Annotated in this window: 16 protein-coding genes and 1 tRNA gene; 9 read left to right on the forward strand and 8 right to left on the reverse strand. The window is 63.9% G+C overall.

What is annotated here, in order from left to right:
• Positions 1 to 2: 2 nt before the first annotated feature.
• Both FIF60_RS08340 and FIF60_RS21540 read right to left on the reverse strand, forming a co-directional pair.
• Complete coding sequence (locus tag FIF60_RS08340) at positions 3 to 1322, reverse strand: outer membrane protein assembly factor BamB family protein (RefSeq protein WP_158639118.1); 1320 nt, start codon at positions 1320 to 1322, stop codon at positions 3 to 5.
• Between the two features lie 11 nt (positions 1323 to 1333).
• The gene (locus FIF60_RS21540) at positions 1334 to 1996 is read right to left on the reverse strand and encodes a tetratricopeptide repeat protein (RefSeq protein ID WP_158639119.1); all 663 of its coding nucleotides are present in this window, start codon (positions 1994 to 1996) and stop codon (positions 1334 to 1336) included.
• Between the two features lie 174 nt (positions 1997 to 2170).
• Here FIF60_RS21540 and FIF60_RS21545 point away from each other — a divergent pair, with 174 nt between their 5' ends.
• The 3 genes from FIF60_RS21545 (at position 2171) to FIF60_RS08355 (ending at position 4821) form a co-directional block, all read left to right on the forward strand.
• A complete protein-coding gene (locus tag FIF60_RS21545) occupies positions 2171 to 2572 on the forward strand; it encodes a hypothetical protein (RefSeq protein WP_158639120.1) in 402 nt (133 codons plus the stop codon).
• Positions 2573 to 2690: 118 nt separating this feature from the next.
• Positions 2691 to 3776, forward strand: a complete 1086-nt coding sequence (locus FIF60_RS22375; RefSeq protein ID WP_158639121.1) for a nicotinate-nucleotide adenylyltransferase — start codon at positions 2691 to 2693, stop codon at positions 3774 to 3776.
• 49 nt (positions 3777 to 3825) lie between these two features.
• Entirely contained in the window at positions 3826 to 4821 is a 996-nt protein-coding gene (locus FIF60_RS08355) for an NAD-dependent epimerase/dehydratase family protein (RefSeq protein ID WP_144185612.1), read from the forward strand.
• Positions 4822 to 4962: 141 nt separating this feature from the next.
• On the opposite strand, the gene FIF60_RS08360 is transcribed toward FIF60_RS08355, so the two are convergent.
• A complete protein-coding gene (locus FIF60_RS08360; protein WP_144185613.1) occupies positions 4963 to 6720 on the reverse strand; it encodes a di-heme-cytochrome C peroxidase in 1758 nt (585 codons plus the stop codon).
• Between the two features lie 236 nt (positions 6721 to 6956).
• Here FIF60_RS08360 and ahcY point away from each other — a divergent pair, with 236 nt between their 5' ends.
• The 3 genes from ahcY (at position 6957) to FIF60_RS08375 (ending at position 10046) form a co-directional block, all read left to right on the forward strand.
• The gene (gene ahcY, locus FIF60_RS08365) at positions 6957 to 8351 is read left to right on the forward strand and encodes an adenosylhomocysteinase (RefSeq protein ID WP_144185664.1); all 1395 of its coding nucleotides are present in this window, start codon (positions 6957 to 6959) and stop codon (positions 8349 to 8351) included.
• Positions 8352 to 8429: 78 nt separating this feature from the next.
• Positions 8430 to 8861 carry a DUF4149 domain-containing protein gene (locus FIF60_RS08370; RefSeq protein ID WP_144185614.1) on the forward strand — a complete coding sequence of 144 codons (432 nt, stop codon included), beginning with the start codon at positions 8430 to 8432 and terminating at the stop codon, positions 8859 to 8861.
• A gap of 90 nt (positions 8862 to 8951) precedes the next feature.
• Positions 8952 to 10046 carry a TRAP transporter substrate-binding protein gene (locus FIF60_RS08375; protein ID WP_144185615.1) on the forward strand — a complete coding sequence of 365 codons (1095 nt, stop codon included), beginning with the start codon at positions 8952 to 8954 and terminating at the stop codon, positions 10044 to 10046.
• 82 nt (positions 10047 to 10128) lie between these two features.
• Here FIF60_RS08375 and FIF60_RS08380 read toward each other — a convergent pair whose 3' ends face one another.
• From FIF60_RS08380 to FIF60_RS08390, 3 genes are read right to left on the reverse strand one after another with little or no spacing between them, the layout of a single operon-like run.
• Positions 10129 to 11547, reverse strand: a complete 1419-nt coding sequence (locus tag FIF60_RS08380) for a TRAP transporter large permease (RefSeq protein ID WP_204251137.1) — start codon at positions 11545 to 11547, stop codon at positions 10129 to 10131.
• Between the two features lie 7 nt (positions 11548 to 11554).
• The gene (locus tag FIF60_RS08385; protein WP_144185616.1) at positions 11555 to 12094 is read right to left on the reverse strand and encodes a TRAP transporter small permease subunit; all 540 of its coding nucleotides are present in this window, start codon (positions 12092 to 12094) and stop codon (positions 11555 to 11557) included.
• Between the two features lie 17 nt (positions 12095 to 12111).
• Positions 12112 to 12810: a ribonuclease activity regulator RraA gene (locus tag FIF60_RS08390; protein WP_144185617.1), complete on the reverse strand. Its 699-nt coding sequence runs from the start codon at positions 12808 to 12810 to the stop codon at positions 12112 to 12114.
• A gap of 73 nt (positions 12811 to 12883) precedes the next feature.
• On the opposite strand from FIF60_RS08390, the gene FIF60_RS08395 reads away from it, so the two are divergent.
• Positions 12884 to 13459, forward strand: coding sequence for a histidine phosphatase family protein (locus FIF60_RS08395; protein WP_239451553.1), 576 nt, complete (start codon positions 12884 to 12886; stop codon positions 13457 to 13459).
• Positions 13460 to 13528: 69 nt separating this feature from the next.
• A complete protein-coding gene (locus FIF60_RS08400; protein WP_144185618.1) occupies positions 13529 to 14344 on the forward strand; it encodes an undecaprenyl-diphosphate phosphatase in 816 nt (271 codons plus the stop codon).
• 1 nt (position 14345) lies between these two features.
• Here the strand turns inward: FIF60_RS08400 and FIF60_RS08405 are convergent, their stop codons facing one another.
• Entirely contained in the window at positions 14346 to 16331 is a 1986-nt protein-coding gene (locus FIF60_RS08405) for an acetoacetate--CoA ligase (RefSeq protein ID WP_239451554.1), read from the reverse strand.
• A 157-nt stretch (positions 16332 to 16488) separates the two neighbouring features.
• Between FIF60_RS08405 and FIF60_RS08410 the strand changes: the two genes are divergently transcribed.
• Positions 16489 to 16564 (forward strand) — tRNA-Ala (locus FIF60_RS08410).
• A 163-nt stretch (positions 16565 to 16727) separates the two neighbouring features.
• On the opposite strand, the gene FIF60_RS08415 is transcribed toward FIF60_RS08410, so the two are convergent.
• Positions 16728 to 18347 carry a GMC family oxidoreductase gene (locus FIF60_RS08415; RefSeq protein ID WP_144185619.1) on the reverse strand — a complete coding sequence of 540 codons (1620 nt, stop codon included), beginning with the start codon at positions 18345 to 18347 and terminating at the stop codon, positions 16728 to 16730.
• Between the last annotated feature and the right edge of the window lie 16 nt (positions 18348 to 18363).

An 18363-nucleotide genomic window follows, 5' to 3' on the forward strand; every position in this document is an offset into this window, starting at 1 on the left:
GCTCAGCGCAGCGCGACGAGGGTCGCGTCGTCGGCGAGAAGCAGGAGCGTCCCGTCTGCGACGACAGGTGAAACACTCACCCCGTCAGGCAGCCTCTGCCGCCCCATGATCTCGCCCGTGTAGGGCGAGACGGCGATCGCCTCGCCGCGCGAACTCGAGACGACCAGCCTGTCGCCGATCAGCGCCGGTCCGCTCCACATGATGGGGTCGCTCCTGCGCTCCTCGTTGCGAAAGCGCGGCAGTGCGGTCACCCAACGGGCGCGGCCGTCATTTCGGCTGAGGCAGACAAGCTCCTCGGCGCTGCTGATGACGTACACCCAATCGCCGGCGACCCAGGGGCTCTCGCGGCCCGGAAGCTCGCGCTCCCAGATGCGTCGGCCGGAGCGCATGTCGATGGCCATCGTCACTCCGCTTGCGCCTGTGACGAACCCGCGGCCACGATCGATCGCAGGGCGGCCAAGTACCGCAGGCAAATCGGCGATTGAGGGACGCCCGCGGCCACCCCCGACCACCTCCGACCAAGCGACGCGGCCGCTGTCGAGACGCAGCACGGTGACGTCTCCGTTGCCGAAGCCGACCAGCACGAGCCCTTGCTCGATGGCCGGGGTGGGGGAGGCGAGAAGCGTGGTCGCCTCGGACGGGCCACGGTACTGCCAGGCGTGGTCGCCAGTTTCGGCGCGAAGCGCGAGCACCTGACCCTCCACGCAGAGCACGATGACGAAGTCGTCGGCTAGCGTCACGGCGCCGCGCGACGGGCTTGGAAGCGGCTTCCGCCAGATCGGCTCGCCGCTCTGCGGCTCGAGCGCGAGCGCCTCGCCATAGCTGGTGGCTGCGTAGACGCGGGCACCATCAGCGGCGACGCCACCGCCGAGGGACGTCCGCGACGCGTTCTCCGGCCGCGTGCTCACCCGCCACAGCGCGCGGCCGCTGTCGAGTTCCATCGACGTGATACGGGCCTCGGCATCCGAGACGAAAACCCGACCACCAACCACAACGGGAGGTGCCATCAGTCGTCGGCGGAGCGACGATCCAGTCCCGATCGAGCTTCGCCAGGCAACTGCGAGGCTGTCGCCCGCCTCGAGATGACCAACGACGTTCGACGGGGCGCCGCCGGCGACCGGCCAATCGGTATTGCGCATGGGCGGCGGCAGCGCGACCTCAATCTCCGCCATCCCCTCGTCGGGCAGGATCTCTGTCTCGCCAGGCAGGATAGAGCGTCGCTCGCCGGGAAGGGGAACCTTGGTCGTGCCAAACAGACCATCCCATACGCTGCAGCCGCCGAGGATAGCGGGTGCGCCGACGATCGCGGCGCGGCGTGTCATCCGACGCGGCATCAGTTGCCGCCAGCGGTGCTGGTGGTCAGCGCGCCGAGCGTCTCGGCCGCTCTCTCGCGCAGCGCCATGGGGGCGTCCTCTGCCTCGGCAATCCTGCGTAGGATTGTCATCGCCTGCTGCGTCTGCCCCTGTCTCAACGCGAGCGCCGCTTGGAGTTCACGCGCGCTGAATCGAAACGCGCCGTCCGGCCGGTCGAGCGCGGCGAGACGCGGCGCGAGAGCGGAGGGCTCGGCGATGTCAATCTCGTGCAGGATAGCGGTGACAGAGGCGAGGTCGCGGAACACGGGGCCGATCGAGCCATCCGCCGCGATTCCTTGCCACAATGCAATGGCGGTGTCGCGGTCGCCGGCACGGGCACGGGCGGCGGCTTCCTGGAACCGCGCGAGCAGGGCGTAGCCGGCAGGGCCTTCGCGCCTCAACGCCTCGAGTGTTGGCACGCCACGCGCAGGGTCGGCTGTGGCCTCGGTCTGCACGGCCGAGGTATAGCGGTCCGACGCCGCGACGGCTTGCCGCTGCTGGTACCATCTCCAGCCCTGGAAGGCGGCCGTTCCGGCGACCACGAGCAGAAGCACCGCGGTGGCAATCCAGCCGTAGCGGTCCCAGAGGCGTTTGGCGCGTTCCCGCCTGAGGTCTTCCGCGACCTCGGTGAAGATGTCCGTCAACTGGTCCTCCGCGCCGGGCCGTTGTTGCGCGCCTCTGGTCCCAGCCTGCACGGTCGGGGTGGCGTCTCTCCGGCTCCGGAAGGGGGCGGAGAATACGGGGCGCGCTCGGCGGGCGCAAACCCAAGGGTTCCCGCTTGACGCTTCGTTAAGGCCTCGGGCCCAGATTGTCACGCCATGGTAGATCGTCGCGCAGGAGTGCTGGTTTGTGCCGCAGCCGCAGCGATGCTGGCAGGCTGCTCCGAGCCGGCCGTGCTGCAGGAAACCATTGCCGGAACGCCGCTCTCGCTCTGGATCGCCGGCGCCTCCGCCACGAGCTTCGTTGTCGCGCAGCGAGGCCTGTTTGATGTGGCCTATTCGCTGGTCACGGGGAAGGACTGCTCGCTGGTGAACATAGAGCGCCGCGGCGAATACTGCCGTAGCGAAGCCATCGCGCAGCCGGTCGCCTTCTGCACGCGTAGCCTCGGCGACGTCGATTGCTGGACCGTCGCCAACCCGTATGGCCTGCAGCGGCCTGTGACCGATATCCCTGTCCGGCCCGAGCGCCGCCCCGCGCGGTGGAGCCTCTCTCCCTTCTAGCAGGGCCCCGCTCAAGCTTGATTTCGGCCTGGCTGGTTCTGCATTACGGTGTGGGCACCGTATGCGGAGGACGACCATCCCACGACCTGTTCCCCAAGGACACGGAACGCCAACGGCTATGCGAAAGCGGCCCGGGCATGAACGCGTGTTGGATGGATTGTCCCGTGTGCCGGCTTGGGGTGACGGCCGGAAGGGCGGGATCGGCATCCTCGGCGGGTCGTTCAATCCCGCGCATGAAGGCCACCGTCACATCGCGCTCGCCGCGATGAAGCGGCTGGGTCTGAAAGCCGTCTGGCTGATGGTGAGCCCTGGAAATCCTTTGAAATCCAACGATGGGATGGGCGCCTTCGCCGACCGTTTGGCTTCGGCCCGCGTCATGGCCGGCGGACACCCCCGCATCATCCCGACCGATATCGAGGCCCGCCTCGGCACGCGTTACACCCGCCATACTCTGCCCAAGCTCCTGCGCCGTTTCCGACGGGTGCGCTTCGTTTGGTTGATGGGCGCAGACAACCAGGTCCAGATTCCGCGCTGGCAGGGCTGGACCGAGATCTTCGGAATGATTCCAGTGATCGTTTTTCCAAGGCCGGGCTGGACCCGGCCGGCGCTCGCCGGGAAGGCGACTCGGCGGATGCAACATGCCCGCCTTCCGGCGCATGCTGCCGGCGCGCTGCCGCGGACGGACCCGCCTGCCTGGACCTTCTTGCCCGGCCGCGAGCACCCTGCCTCCGCCACGATGATTCGCGCGGCGCTGGCCGCGGCCCGCGGAGAGGGACGGTCCGTTGCCCGCGAGGCCAAGCCGCCCGCGGTGCGTGAAAAGCGTCGTGTGGAGTTGGCGCCGGGGCGTCGCGACCGGCTCGGCGAGCGGGTCCAGCTCGTCGTCGACAGCCTGGAGGCGGACAAGGCCGAGGACGTCGTGGTCATCGACCTTGCCGGTAAGGCCGACTTTGCGGATCGCATGATCGTCGCCTCTGGTCTTGCCGGGCGGCAGATCCAGGCGATGGCCGAGCATGTCGTCGAGAAGCTTGAGAAGAACGGCGCACCGCGCGTCCGCGTCGAGGGGCTCGGCGGGTCGGATTGGGTTCTGATTGATGGCGGCGACATCGTCATCCACCTGTTCCGCCCCGAGGCGCGGACGCTCTACGGCCTCGAGAAGATGTGGGGTATGGCGCTTCCGGCCGAGGACGGCGCGCGGGACCGATGACGGCGCCGGGTCTTGCCTCGCTGCGTCGGCGCGGCGATGGTCCGTGCCCATGGCACTCCTTGTCACCGGCGCGGCCGGCTTCATCGGCTTCCACCTCTCCCGCGTGCTGCTCTCCCGTGGCGAGACGGTCGTCGGGTTCGACAGCGTCAACGAGTACTACGACCCGGCGCTGAAGGAGGCCCGGCTCTCGGTGCTCGCCGAGCATCCGGGGTTCACCTTCATCCGCGGCGACCTTGCCGACCATGAGGCCGTGCTCGCCATCGCCGAGCGGCACCCTGGCATCACCACCATCGTGCATCTCGCGGCCCAGGCAGGCGTCCGGTACGCCGAGGTGAACCCCTGGGCCTATATCGACGCCAATGCGATGGGCCAGGTCTCGATGCTCGAGCTCGCCCGCCGCCTGAAGCGCGTGACCCACTTTCTGTACGCCTCCTCCTCCTCCGTGTACGGCGGCAACACCAAGCTGCCCTTCAGCGAGACTGATCCGGTGGAGCGGCCCTACAGCCTCTATGCCGCGACAAAGCGCGGGGCGGAACTGACGGCGGCTAGCTACGCGCATCTCTACGCCGTCCCCTCGACGGGGCTCCGCTTCTTCACGGTCTACGGCCCCTGGGGGCGGCCCGACATGGCGGCCTACATGTTCGCCAAGGCGATCACCGAGGGGCGGCCCATCACTGTGTTCGGCGAGGGCAAGCTGAAGCGCGACTTCACCTATATCGACGACATCGTCGCCGGCATCCTCGGCTGCATCGATGCGGGGCCGTCAGTTGCTGCTCGGCCTGACGCCGAGGGCGGTCCGCCGCATCGCGTGTACAACCTCGGCAACCACCGTTCCGAGGTGCTGAGCCGCTACATCGCGCTGATCGAGCAGGCGCTGGGCAGGAAGGCGGTGATCGAGCACAAGCCGCGGCCGCGCGCCGACGTGCCCGAAACCTATGCCGACATCAGTCGTGCGCGCGCGGATTTCGGCTTCGAGCCGACCACCCCGATCGACCTCGGCATCCCTCGCTTCATTGCCTGGTTCCGGTCCTGGCACGGCGTCTGAGGCCGCCCGATCCCTCACTGCCACGGCCTTACGCCATCAGTTCCCTGCGCTTCTGGTGCTCACGGCCTGTAGGCAGCTGCGCGCCGGTTCTCGAAATCCGCGCCATCCTTGATGGCAGCGATCGCTCGAGCGGTCTCGGAACTAGCGCGAGGCCCACCGACTGTCGGTTTCGCAGGGGGCGGGGCCGGGGCGGTCAACCATCCTGGTCGGGTAGTCGGCCTCGGTCGCGACCTTGAGATAGGCGATGATGGCCCGGCGCTCGGCCTCCGGCAGGGCAGGGCCGATCACGCCAGGCCCGCCGCCGTCGCGGAACCAGTGACCCTGGTTCGAGTTGCCCGTCTCGCGCGTGTCGAACAGCGTGCCGAACTCAAGCCTGTCGCTGCGATAGCCAACCTTCACGGGGTCGAACTCGCGGTCGCCGACCACGAACTGCTCCGGCCGCGTGGGCGAGAGCATGTCGTGCAGCGTCGGCACCGAGCCATTGTGCAGGAACGGCGCCGTCGCCCAGATGCCGATCAGCGGCCGTGCCTTGTAGCCGCAGGGCGCGCGCACGAGGTTCTCCCGCCCGAATCCGTCGAGCGCCGCCCGGCCGGCCGCGTCTGGCGAGGGCACGAGCAGGTCGTAGGCGCGGTCCTTCACCGCCGCTGTCAGCACGCGTAAGGCCTCGGCGCCGCCGATCCGCTCGGAAATGCCGAGGCGCGAGGCGTCGTAGGTGCGCGAGGCGAAGCCGGTCGCGGCATTCGGGTCGGTGCCGATGCGGGTGAGTGGGATCACCGGCACATGCCACTCGGGCGGGTTGGCGGTGCCGCGGATCACCTGGATGCCGTGGCAGCCGGCGCAGCGCTGCCCGAAGGCGATGCGGCCCCGCTCGGCCTCGGCCGGGTCGACTGGCCCCAGGATCTCGGAGGGCCAGCGCGGTGGGCGGAGCTTGTGCAGCGTGCGCTCGATCAGGTCGATGTCCCGCACGAGTGTAGACGTGTCCCACCGCGCCGGCACCGGGATGGGCGCGCCTTCCGCGTCGAGAAACTGCGTCCGCGCGCGCACGCCGAGAGCCTCGCCCACGTTTCGCACCATCGGCTGGCGGACGGAGGCATTGTACTGCACCCAGTCGAACAGCCAGATGTCCCATACGGGCGGAAAGCTCACCGGCGCGTCGCGGACGAGTTCGTTCTCCGGCTGGTTGAGATTCTCGCCGAGCACCTGGTTGGCAATGCGCTGCAGCGCGTCGAGCCGCCCGTGTCCCTCCTTCACCACCTCGAGCCGGTCCTCCAAAGGCTTGCGCACCAGCACCCGCGCCGCGGCGGTGTCGAAGCTCCGCGCCAGGGCCTCGCGGCCCCCAGGCCAGCCCTCGCGCCGCATCACCTCGTCGAGGAACCGCTCGCGCTTCCACCCGAGCTCGGCCGTCAGGATCATCGCCTCGGCCATCCGCCGCTGGAACGCGACCGCGTCGTGCATCGCCGAGCCGCCCTCGATGAGGATGGCGGTGCCATTATGGTTGATCTGCCCGGTATGGCAGGCCGCGCAGGTGAAGCCGACCATGCGCACCCCCTCGGGCGGCCCGCCCGGCCCGCGATGGACGTGGGTCGCGAAGCCCAAGGGGAAGCCATAGGGGTTGGTCGCGGGGTCGGAGGCAGGGTCCTTGATGAAGCGGTAGCGGGCCAGAATCTCGGGGTCCATCAGCCGGGTTTCGGAGGTCGGGCCGACCCTCAGGCTCGCCAGCCAGGAGGCCGGCATGATCTCGGTTCCCTGCGGCGTGAAGTGCAGGATGCGCCGCTCCTCCATCGTCAGCCCCTGGTCGAGCAGCACCACTCGGCTGACCGGCTGGGGGTCTCCCCCGGGGCTCGCGCAGGCGGCGAGGGCGAAGAGTGCGGCGAGGGTGAGGAGGGGACGGCGGGGCATGGGTCGTCACCGGCAATGGGGGCGTGAACCGCAGTCTATTGCACGGCTTCGTTGCAGCAGCATGTCAAACTTCACACGCGGGGCGTGCCGGTTGGATCGGGCCTTGCGGGTGGGCGCCCCTGCCCCATGTCCCGCGTGGCTGGTTTCCGGGGGCCTGCCGTGCTACGGCGCCGCCCGGTCTCCTTCTCATGTTCCTAAGGATCAGCGCGATGCCAGACACCCCGATTTCGGCCGCCATGACGGACTATGTGGTCAAGGACATCTCCCTGGCGGATTGGGGCCGGAAGGAGATCGCTATCGCCGAGACGGAGATGCCCGGTCTGATGGCCATCCGCGAGGAGTACGGGAAGGCGCAGCCGCTGAAGGGCGCCCGCGTCGCCGGCTGCCTTCACATGACGATCCAGACGGCCGTGCTCATCGAGACTCTGAAGGCGCTCGGTGCCGATGTGCGCTGGTCGTCGTGCAACATCTTCTCGACGCAGGACCATGCGGCCGCCGCGATCGCCGCTGGCGGCACTCCCGTATTCGCCGTGAAGGGCGAGACGCTCGCGGAATACTGGGACTACGTCCGCCGCACCCTGGAATGGGACGACGGCGGCACGCCAAACATGCTGCTCGACGACGGCGGCGACATGACGCTTCTCGTCCATCACGGCCTCCGCGCCGAGCAGGGCGACACTGCCTTCCTCGACAAGCCCGAGAACGAGGAGGAGGAGGTCTTCTACGCGCTGATCAAGCGCACGCTGACCGAGAAGCCGGGCTGGTTTGCGAAGCTCGCAGCCGACATCCGCGGCGTCTCGGAGGAGACGACCACAGGTGTGCACCGCCTCTACCTGATGGAGAAGGACGGCAGGCTCCTGTTCCCCGCCTTCAACGTGAACGACAGCGTCACGAAATCGAAATTCGACAACCTCTACGGCTGCCGCGAGAGCCTGGTCGACGGCATTCGCCGCGGTACTGACGTGATGATGGCCGGCAAGGTCGCGGTGGTCGCCGGGTTTGGCGATGTCGGCAAGGGCTCGGCCGCCTCGCTGCGCAACGCCGGCTGCCGTGTGATTGTGACCGAGATCGACCCGATCTGCGCGCTCCAGGCGGCGATGGAGGGCTACGAGGTGGTGACGATGGAGGAAGCGGCGCCGCGCGCCGACATCTTCGTCACCGCCACCGGCAACGTCGATGTCATCACGATCGACCACATGCGCGCGATGAAGGACCGGGCGATCGTCTGCAACATCGGCCATTTCGACAGCGAGATCCAGGTCGCGGCGCTGAAAAACTTCACATGGCACAACGTCAAGCCGCAAGTCGACGAGATCGAGTTCCCCGGCGGCAAGCGCATCATCCTGCTGTCCGAGGGGCGTCTCGTGAACCTTGGCAACGCGACCGGCCACCCGAGCTTCGTGATGTCGTCCTCCTTCTCGAACCAGACGCTGGCGCAGATCGAGCTCTGGACCAACCCGGGCAAGTACGAGCGGAAGGTCTACGTGCTGCCGAAGCGGCTCGACGAGAAGGTGGCGATGTTGCACCTCGCGAAGCTCGGCGCGAAGCTGACGGTAATGAGTAAGAAGCAGTCCGACTACATCGGCGTCCCGCAGAACGGGCCATACAAGCCGGAAACATACCGATACTGAGAATGGCCGTGGGCCTGGCGGCCGCATCAATGTTGCAGTGGCCGCGTGATGATGTCGGCATTGGACGGACTTTGTAGCGTGGTCACGGTGACAACCATTGCTGCGCTGTTTGCGACGGAGTTACTATTGGGCCTGATGGTGATGTTGCCCGTGCTTGTTGCGCCCCAAGTGTTCAAGGTGCTCGATACAGCTTCCGCTGGACGTTTCCTGCGGCAGTTTTTCCCAAGCTACTACACATACTGCGGTAGTCTCGCAGCTGCCTCCGCTCTTGCTTTGCTGCCTTTGGCTTGGGAGGCGGCGGTGGTGATGGGAACCGTCACGATGGGGTTCGTCTTCGCACGCCAAGCCCTCATGCCGCGGATCAACGCGTATCGAGACATTGAACTGGCTGGCGATAGGTCGGCCAAGAAGCCCTTTGCTCGGTTGCACGGTCTATCGGTCATCCTCAACATCGGGCAGATGCTTCTGACGGCAGCGGTTCTCGCCGGTTTCGGGTTTGGTGCCTGGTAGCCATCCCGCCCTATTCATGGGGGCTTCGTTCGGATAAGCAGGTTTGCGTCTGGCGTTATCGCCATTGACCGAATAAGGGGAACGCAAGAGATGAAGCGCCGTATCTTGTTTGCGCGCGGCGCGGCTGCCGCCGCTGCCACAACTGTCCTCGCCGCGCCTGCGGTCGCGCAAGCGACGCCGGACGTTCGTTGGCGGCTCTCGAGTGCATTCCCACGCACGTTCGATGCGCTTTTCGGGCCTGCTGATCTGATCGCCCGCCAGGTCGCGGCGATGACAGACAACAAGTTTCAGATTCGCGTCTTTCCCGCCGGAGAGATCGTTCCTCCGTTTTCGACCCTGGATGCCGCGCAGAACGGCACAGTCGAGGCGACGCACGTTCCGAATTACTACTTCATCGGCAAGGACCCGACGCTAGCGTTCGAAACGGCATTGCCATTCGGCATGACGTATAGACAGCACAACGCCTGGTACTATCACGGCGGCGGCCAGGCTCTCCTGCGTGATGTCATGAAGGAGTACAACGTCGTTTCGATCCTTGCTGGAAACACCGGCGCGCAGATGGGAGGGTTTTTCCGAAAGGAACTGCGTACGTCCGCCGACCTGCAGGGTCTCAAGTTTCGCATCGCTGGTTTGGGTGGCCAGATCATGGCCAAGCTCGGCGCCACGCCACAGCAGCTCGCTCTCGGAGAGGTCTATTCTGCGCTTGAGCGCGGAACGATCGATGCCGCCGAATTCGTCGGTCCGTACGACGATGAGCGCCTCGGTCTGGTTCGCGTCGCCCCCTACTACTATTTCCCGGGCTTCTGGGAAGCCAGCGCAGCACTCTCGCTCAACATTCATCTGCCGGCGTGGGAGGCTCTGCCCTCTGCCTACAAGGCCGCTCTTGAGAGCGCCTGCGCGCACGCGAATGCTGACATGGTGGCAAAGTACGACGCAGTGAACGCTGCTGCTTTGCGTCGTCTTGTTGCTGCCGGTGCTCAATTGCGGCCGTTCCCACGCGAGATCATGGCTGAGGCTTGGAAGGCGGCGCACGCTATCTACGATGAAACGGCCCAAGCAAACCCAAAGTTCGCCCGCGTCTATGAACACTGGAAGGCTTTCCGCGATGAACAGTTCCTCTGGTTCCGTGTGGCGGAGTTGAGCTATGCGAACTTTGCCTTCACCGCGGCGCAGACCGTTCGGTAGGCACGCATCGTCAGCCGGCAAATAACATTGCGGATAGAAGGGGCGGTCGTTCGGCCGCCCTTTTTCGATTCCGCGATCTGCTTCAGTCGAACTTGAAGGGAACTTCTTCTCCAGCAGGAGCGGATGGCACTTCGATCGAGACTGAGCCTGGATCAACGGTCGGTCCGCTCCCGATGAACGACGTCACCGTCTCCGGCCAGACGACGACGATAGCCACGAGCAGAAGCTGCAGCAGCAGGAATGGGATGGCGCCAAGATAGATTTCGCGCGTCTTCACCGAGCTCGGCGTGACGGAGCGAACGTAAAACAGCGCGAAGCCGAACGGTGGGTGCATGAATGACGTCTGCATATTCACGCAAAGCATGACACCAAACCAAATGAGGTCTATTTCCAGCGCTTTCGCAGTCGGCAAAAGAAGCGGCAATATGATGAACGCGATCTCAAAAAAATCCAGGAAGAATGCAAGTAGGAAGATGAATATATTCACGAATATGAGGAAGCCTGTTTGTCCACCGGGAAGGTCGCGGAGCAGGTCTTCGAGCCAGTGCCCGCCTTCGACGCCGGCAAAAACCAAGCTGAATACGGTTGCACCGATGAGGATGTAGACGACCATCGCCGTGATCCGCATGGTCGTCGCCATACCCTGCCAGAGCAGAGACGACGTCAAACGTCGGTTTGCTAACGCAAGTGCGATAGCTCCCACGGTACCCATCGCGCCCGCTTCGGTCGGGGTCGCGAGGCCCAGGAAGATGGTTCCCAGAACAAGAAAGATCAGGCCGAGCGATGGAATGATCGCCTGCAGGATTGTCCATCCGAGCGCGAATCCACGAAGCGTGCGGGCCGATTCCGGGAGCGGCGGCATCCTGTTCGGCGTAGTCAGCGCCACGAGCCACGTGTAGCCGAGGAAGAGCGCAGTTTGGAGGAGCGATGGTCCGATCGCGCCGAGGTACATATCGCCCACCGGCTTCCCAAGAACCTCGGCCAGGACGATCAGTACGAGTGAAGGTGGGATGACTTGAGTGATGGTCCCTGACGCCGCGATCACCCCCGTTGCATAGCGGGCGTCATAGCCTGTTCGAAGCATCGCCGGCATCGCAATCATGCCCATGGCGAGCACCGACGCAGCGACTGTCCCTGTTATTGCACCGAGGACGGCGCCGACGAGGATCACGGCGTAGCCGAGTCCGCCAGGAAGGGAACCGAAGAGCTGACCCATGCCTTCCAGCAGATCCTCCGCGAGCCCCGACCGCTCCAGGATCGCGCCCATCAATGTGAAAAAGGGAATGGCAAGCAGCAGTTCGTTCGCGAGGATCCCGAACACTCGCGGGGGTAGCCCCTGCAGGAATGCCGGCTGAAAGAAGCCGAGTTCGATGCCAATCAGCGCGAACGACAGACCGCAGGCGATCAAGCTGAACGCGACGGGAAAGCCAATGATGAGAAACACGATTAGGCCCGCGAACATGAGCGGTGCCATCAGATCGTAGGTCAGGAGGCTCGCCATGCGCGCTCTACTGAATAGGGCGATTATAGGACGTATCGAGAGTATAGGCCCCGGCAAGAGCGGCGACTCGCTTGGCCAGTTCCGCAAGCCCTTGCACAACCAGCAATGCAAAGCCGACGGGCAACAGGAACTTCACCGGCCACCGGAGAAGACCTCCCGGGTTGTTCGAGATCTCATTTCGCACCCAGCTTTCCCAGAAAAACGGCCAGGACAGCCAGGCGAGCAGGACCATGCCGGGAAGCAGGAAGAGCGCGATGCCGAAGAGATCGATCCAGATCCGCCCACGCTCGCCGGCCATTGCATACAGCAAGTCGACCCGAACGTGGCCACCTCGGCGGAGGGTTTCCGCTGCGCCGAGCAGCGCCATGACGGCGAAGAGGTACCACTGGGCTTCAAGCCAGGCATTGGACGTCAGCCCAAGAGCGTATCGGCTGGCTGCGTTGCCAGCGGAAATCAAGCAGGCAGCCAGAACCGCCGCGGTCGCCAGTGCCCCGCAGGCCGCGCTGATCCCGTCAGCAGCTCGAGCGAACGCCGTAAGGGCACGCATGCCGCCCGTGCCCGACTTCAGCTCGTCTCGCGCTCGAAGCGAGCCTTTGTCTCAGCGTTTGGTGGATAAAGGCCTGGAAGAGGCAGGCCCTTCTCCACTTCATTCATGATCCACCCTTCCAGCTTCTCCTGAGCCGCAGCTTCCCGGGTGACTTCAGCCAGGATGCCTGCTGGGACAAGGACAGCCCCGTCGTCATCCGCCACGACGACGTCATCGGGGAACACGGCCACGCCGCCGCATCCAACAGGCTCCTGCCAGTTGACAAAAGTGAGTGCTGCAACCGACGGAGGCGCCGCCTCGCCGCTGCACCAGACTGGCAGGTTGGTTCCGCGGACACCCGCCCCGTCCCGTACCGCCCCTTCCGTAATCAAGGCGGCAACGCCCCTCTTTGCCATCCTGGCGCACAGGATATCGCCGAAGATGCCCGCCTCAACGATACCTTCCGTGCCAGCGACCACGACGCATCCCTCTGGCATTGCCTCGATAGCGCCGCGCGTCGAGCGCGGAGAGGACCAGCTTTCGGGAGTCGCAAGGTCCTCGCGAGCCGGAATGAAGCGGAGCGTAAAGGCGGGCCCAACAACTCGCCTCTGGCCGGTTCGCAAGGGCCGAGGACCGCGCATCCATGTCTTGCGGAGGCCCTTCTTCAGCAGAACAGTCGTGAGCGTAGCGGTCGTCACCTGCGCCAGCGTTTCACGGATCTCGACGGTGAGGGTCATAGGGGGCTCCACGTGACGTGCTTGTGCGCGAGGCATCAGCACGTCGAGCGCCTGCTTGCAAGGCCGCTCTTGCATGGCCCGTGCGCACGCCAACCTCACAGTCATGCACCTGACCCGGCGCATGATGCCTTTCATGATCCTCGCGCCAGTGGTGGCGCGTGGCGAGGATCAGCTCTGGCGGTCGATTCGGGATGGCCAAACTGCCGTCATCATGCGCCACGCCATCGCTCCTGGAACCGGCGACCCGCCCGACTTCCAGGCCGATGACTGCTCAACGCAGCGCAACCTCAGTGATGAGGGGCGCAGCCAGGCACGGCGCGTCGGTGCCTTGTTCCGTCAGAACGGCGTTGTGTCGGCTCACGTTCTCACGAGCGCTTGGTGTAGGGTGCGCGAAACAGCCGAACTGCTCGAGATCGGTTCGGTGAAACTCGAGCCGGCCTTGGACAGCTTCTTCGCGAAACGCGATGCGGGATCAGCAAGGACGGAAGCAGTTCGCGCGATCTTGGCCCGGTGGTCCGGCAGCGCGCTGGTGCTGGTAACCCATCAGGTCAACATCACTGCGTTGACCGGCGTTTATCCCGCTTCTGGTGAGATCATTTTCGTGCGTACGCACGCGTCGGCTGAAGTGCTTGGTCGGGTCCGCACGTGACAGGGCGGCTGCCGGCTGCTACCTCGCACGCCGGCTTGCTTCGACGACACCTCAAGGACTTCGTCGCACATGGACCTGTCGCCGGCGCTTGCGGCTCTTCTGCTCGGGATCGTTGAGGGTCTGACAGAGTTCGTTCCTGTCTCCTCTACCGGGCACCTGATCCTCTTCATTGATCTGCTAGGCTTCGCTGCGCCGCCGGGTCGGAGCTTCGAGATCGTGATTCAGCTCGGAGCGGTGCTGGCAGTCATGGTCATCTACGCTCGAAAGCTCTTCGGGATCGCAGTAGGGGTTTTTGGATCAGGGCCTCCTGCGCAGGAAGCACGTGCGTACGCATCCAATGTGATCATGGCGTTCCTCCCGGCGATGGTTCTGGGCGCGACGCTTCACGGGATCATCACTGAAAGATTGTTCGACCCTTACGTCGTTTGTTTCGCACTTATCGCTGGAGGCATTGCGATAATTCTGATCGAACGTTTCCGACCGACGGCCCATGTCGAGAGTGTGTCTGCGATAGGGTGGAAGCGATCTCTACTGATCGGCTTCGCTCAGGCACTGGCGATGATACCGGGTACTTCACGATCCGGCGCGACGATCATCGGCGCTCTTCTGGTTGGCATCGCACGCCCGGCGGCAGCGGAGTTCAGCTTTGTTCTCGCCATACCCACGATGCTCGCTGCAGCCGTATACAGCCTCTATAAGACTTGGTCTGATATTTCCTTTGATGGTGCGGCGCTGATTGCGATCGGGTTCGTCTCGGCATTCGTAGTTGCGTTGATAGTGGTTCGTGTCGTGCTGGCTGTAATTGCACGGATCGGTTTCACGCCATTTGGCTATTATAGGATCGGTGTTGGCCTCGTCATGCTTGGCGTCCTGCTCACACGCTGAGTTAATGCTTTAGTTCCTCCAACGTCTTGTATAGGTCGAGTGCCTCAGGGTTCGCGAGCGCCTCAGCATTCTTCACCGGGCGTCCATGCACCACATCACGAACGGCGAGCTCGGTAATTTTCCCCGACCGAGTTCGGGGAATATCTGTGACGGCGATGATCTTCGCCGGGACATGTCGTGGCGACGCGTTACGGCGAATGATGGATCGAATGCGCTCTCGGAGAGGATCATCAAGAACGATGCCATCGTTCAGCCTGACGAACAGGATGACGCGGACATCGTTCTGCCAATCCTGGCCTATGACGAGCGCTTCAATGATCTCCGGAAGTGTTTCCACGAGCCGATAGATCTCGGCTGTCCCAATTCGAACGCCGCCCGGATTAAGGACAGCATCTGAACGCCCAGTGATGACGAGTCCAGTCGTTCCGTCCTCATGCGGGATCAGTTCGCACCAATCACCATGGTGCCAGACCCCGGGAAACCGTTCGAAATACGCCGCCCGATATCGGGTGCCATCCGGGTCGTCCCAAAAGCCGATCGGCATCGATGGGAAGGGCTTCGTGCACACCAGCTCTCCCTTCGTACCTCTTGCCGGAGCGCCGTGCTCATCAAACACCTCGACGGCGCACCCAAGCGCTCGTGTGGCGATCTCGCCTCGGCGAACCGGGCCTTCAGGATTTCCGAGCGCGAAACAGCCAACGATATCCGTTCCGCCTGAAATAGACGCAACGGAGACATCCGACTTTATATCGCGATATACATAGTCAAAATTTTCGGGGCTCAATGGGCTCCCGGTTGAAAGTATCATCCTTAGATCTACGAGAGCATGACTGTCTATCGGGCGCATGGAACGTTTGTGAATTGCATCGATATACTTGGCTGACGTGCCAAATATCGTTGCGCCCTCTCGGTCGGCGATGTCAAAAAGCGCATTCGGAGTAGGATGAAAGGGGTTCCCGTCAAACTGAAGAAGTGTTGCGCCTGCGAGCAGGCCGGAAACCTGCCAGTTCCACATCATCCATCCCATCGTCGTATAGTAGAATAATCTATCTTCTGGCTTTAGGTCGGTGTGCAGCAGATGTTCGCACGCATGCTTGATGAGGGACCGCCCAGCTCCATGAATGATGCACTTCGGCTTTCCTGTCGTGCCGGACGAATACAGGATGTAAAGCGGATGATCGAACGGAAGCTGCTCAAACGAGGGAGGCGCATTCCGGTGCGGAGAAAGCCATTCGTCCCAAGAAATGGCTCCCGGGATCGCCATCGCCTCATTGTCGCCAATGTACGGTACAATAATCAAACGCTCGACCGAACTGAGCCCGCGCACAATTTCCGTAATTTTTGGCCCATTGCGGAATTCCTTTCCGCCATAACAGTACCCGTCAGCCGCGACCAGAATGCGGGGAGCGATCTGGCCGAACCGATCCAGCACCCCCGTCGGACCGAAATCCGGGGAGCATGAGGAGAAGGTTCCACCAGCAGCATTGGTGCCGAGCAAGGCAGCTATTCCATGGGGAATATTCGGCAAGTACACTGCGACCCTATCTCCGGATCTAAGTCCGGCCGAACGCAGCGCGTCGGCGAACGCGGCGACCTCGGCCCTTAGGCGATCGCGGCTCCAAGCGATTCGGCGCCCATCTTCTCCATTGAAGACGATGGCGTCTTTCGGCCCGGTGTGTCGAAGAAGGTTTTCTGCGTACGACAGGCGGGCTTGAGGGAAGAACCGGGCGCCAGGCATGAGATGAATGTTCTCGGCAGTTACCTCTCCGCGGTCGCCGACGAGGCGCGCGAACTCCCACACGGCCGACCAGAATGCGCCGATCTCCTCGACCGACCACCGCCAGAGAGACGGATAGTCAGGCACCGAAATGCCTCGCGTCTGCAACCATGTGCGGAATGCGAACAGATTGGTTGAGGCAACCCGCTCCGCGTCCGGTCGCCAAAGAATCTCTCCCACGCGTCCAGCAGATTCGAACGCAGGATCCATCGATCTCTCCCAAGCCATATCGATCGGGCCTGTCGGCCGGTGTCTGAGTGTTGTGCTTCCTGCATGTGTCAGGCAAGGCGCTTGGCCCTTGCCGCGGTGCGCGGCAATGGCTAGAAGCGGCGTTCCCGACGGCGGGCTTCGGCTCGCGCAAAGGCATGGGGCCGTAGCTCAGTTGGGAGAGCGCGTGAATGGCATTCACGAGGTCAGGGGTTCGATTCCCCTCGGCTCCACCAAACCCTTGGTCCTCATCGACATAGGCTCTGACTGCGCAAAGCGTGCAGGTTCAAGAAACCACTCGCCATGATCATGTTTCGCACCTCCCCGTCACGGCGTCAGTCGGGCATTAACGATATACAACTTTGGGTTGCATCATGCGGGCAGTGCGGAGCGGTGAAATCAGGCTTTGGTGTCCGCGAGAATTATATCTGAGGCCTTCTCGCCGATCATGATGGCTGCGGCATTCGTATTGCCCGAGACCAGAGTGGGCATGATTGCGCAATCAGCGACTCTGAGGCCATCGACGCCGCGTACGCGAAGGCCGGAATCGACGACAGCGCGCGGGTCACTGCCCATCCGGCAGGTGCTGGTTGGGTGGTAGACGGTACTGGCCTTGGCCCTGATATGGGCCATTAACGCATCGTCGGTTACCGCATCAGGTCCAGGCTCAACTTCAGCCGCAAAGTATGGGCGCAAAGGCGGTGCATGCATGATGGCTCGTAGCCTCTTCAGTCCGGCAAGCATTGTGGCCCGGTCAGTCTCCGCCGAAAGGTAGTTCATTCGAATTTCAGGAACGGCACCGGGGTCGGACGACGTGATCCGCACCGTCCCTCGGCTCTCGGGGCGCAACTGGCATACGTGCGCCATGAATCCCGGGAACGGGTGGAGGCTGTCGCCCATCTTGTCCGTGCTGAAGGGGATGAAGTGTACCTGCACATCCGGGCTAGCGAGTCGGGCATCGGTTCGGAAGAAGGCACCAGCATGGCCCGCCGCGATCGTGAGCCAGCCGGATCGAGTCAGAAGCCATTCAAGCCCGAGCCGCACCTTGCCGATCATGCTCGTCGTCATGTCATTCAGGGTTATTGGCTTGGTGCAACGGACTACGCATCGAGCCTGCAGATGATCCTGCAAATCGGAGCCCACTCCCGGCATATCGTGGATCACCGGGATGCCGTGGCTGCTCAGCAACTCGGCGGGGCCGAGCCCTGAACGTTGCAGGATCGTGGGCGATCCGTACGCGCCGGCGGCGAGGATGATCTCGCGTCGCGCATGGACAACCTGCCTGATGCCTCCGCGCCGAAAGACGACCCCGGTCGCGCGCCCATCCGAGAGGATGACCCGATCGGTCAAGGCATCGGTGAACACCTTGAGGTTCTGGCGCTTGCGCGCCGGGTGAAGATAGGCAACGGCGGCGCTGCACCGGCGACCATTGCGCGATGTTGTTTGAAAATAGCCGACGCCCTCCTGTACCAGACCATTGAAATCCCTAGTCCGCGGAAGTCCTTCATGCTCTGCGGCAGCGATAAAGGCTTCGGTCAGCTCGTGCGTATGAGGGTCAGAGACGCCGAGCGGTCCGTCGCCTCCGTGCTGGTCGTCCGCGCCACGGATGTTCCCTTCGGCGCGGCGGAAGTAGTGCAGGACATCGTCTGCCGACCATCCCGAGTTACCAAGCTGGCGCCAATGCTCAAAATCCTCGCGCTGACCGCGGATGTAGACGAGCCCGTTGATAGATGACGATCCACCCAGGACTTTCCCTCTTGGCTGATAGACACGCCTGCCATTGAGCTCGGATTCGGGGGCGGTTTCGAACATCCAGTTTACGCGGGGGTTGCGGAACAACTTCGCGTAGCCGAGCGGAAGGTGGATCCAGAAATCGCGATCCTCCGGCCCGGCCTCGAGGACGGCGACGCTGTGGAGCCCACCTGCCGACAGGCGATTGGCCAGAACGCACCCTGCACTTCCGGCACCGACGATGACAAAGTCGAATGCGCCGGCGTCATCGAGTTCCGTGCCCTGCATGGTGCGGTTGTCCTTC

Source organism: Elioraea rosea (genome assembly GCF_007644105.1).
In the GTDB taxonomy this organism is placed as follows: domain Bacteria; phylum Pseudomonadota; class Alphaproteobacteria; order Acetobacterales; family Acetobacteraceae; genus Elioraea_A; species Elioraea_A rosea.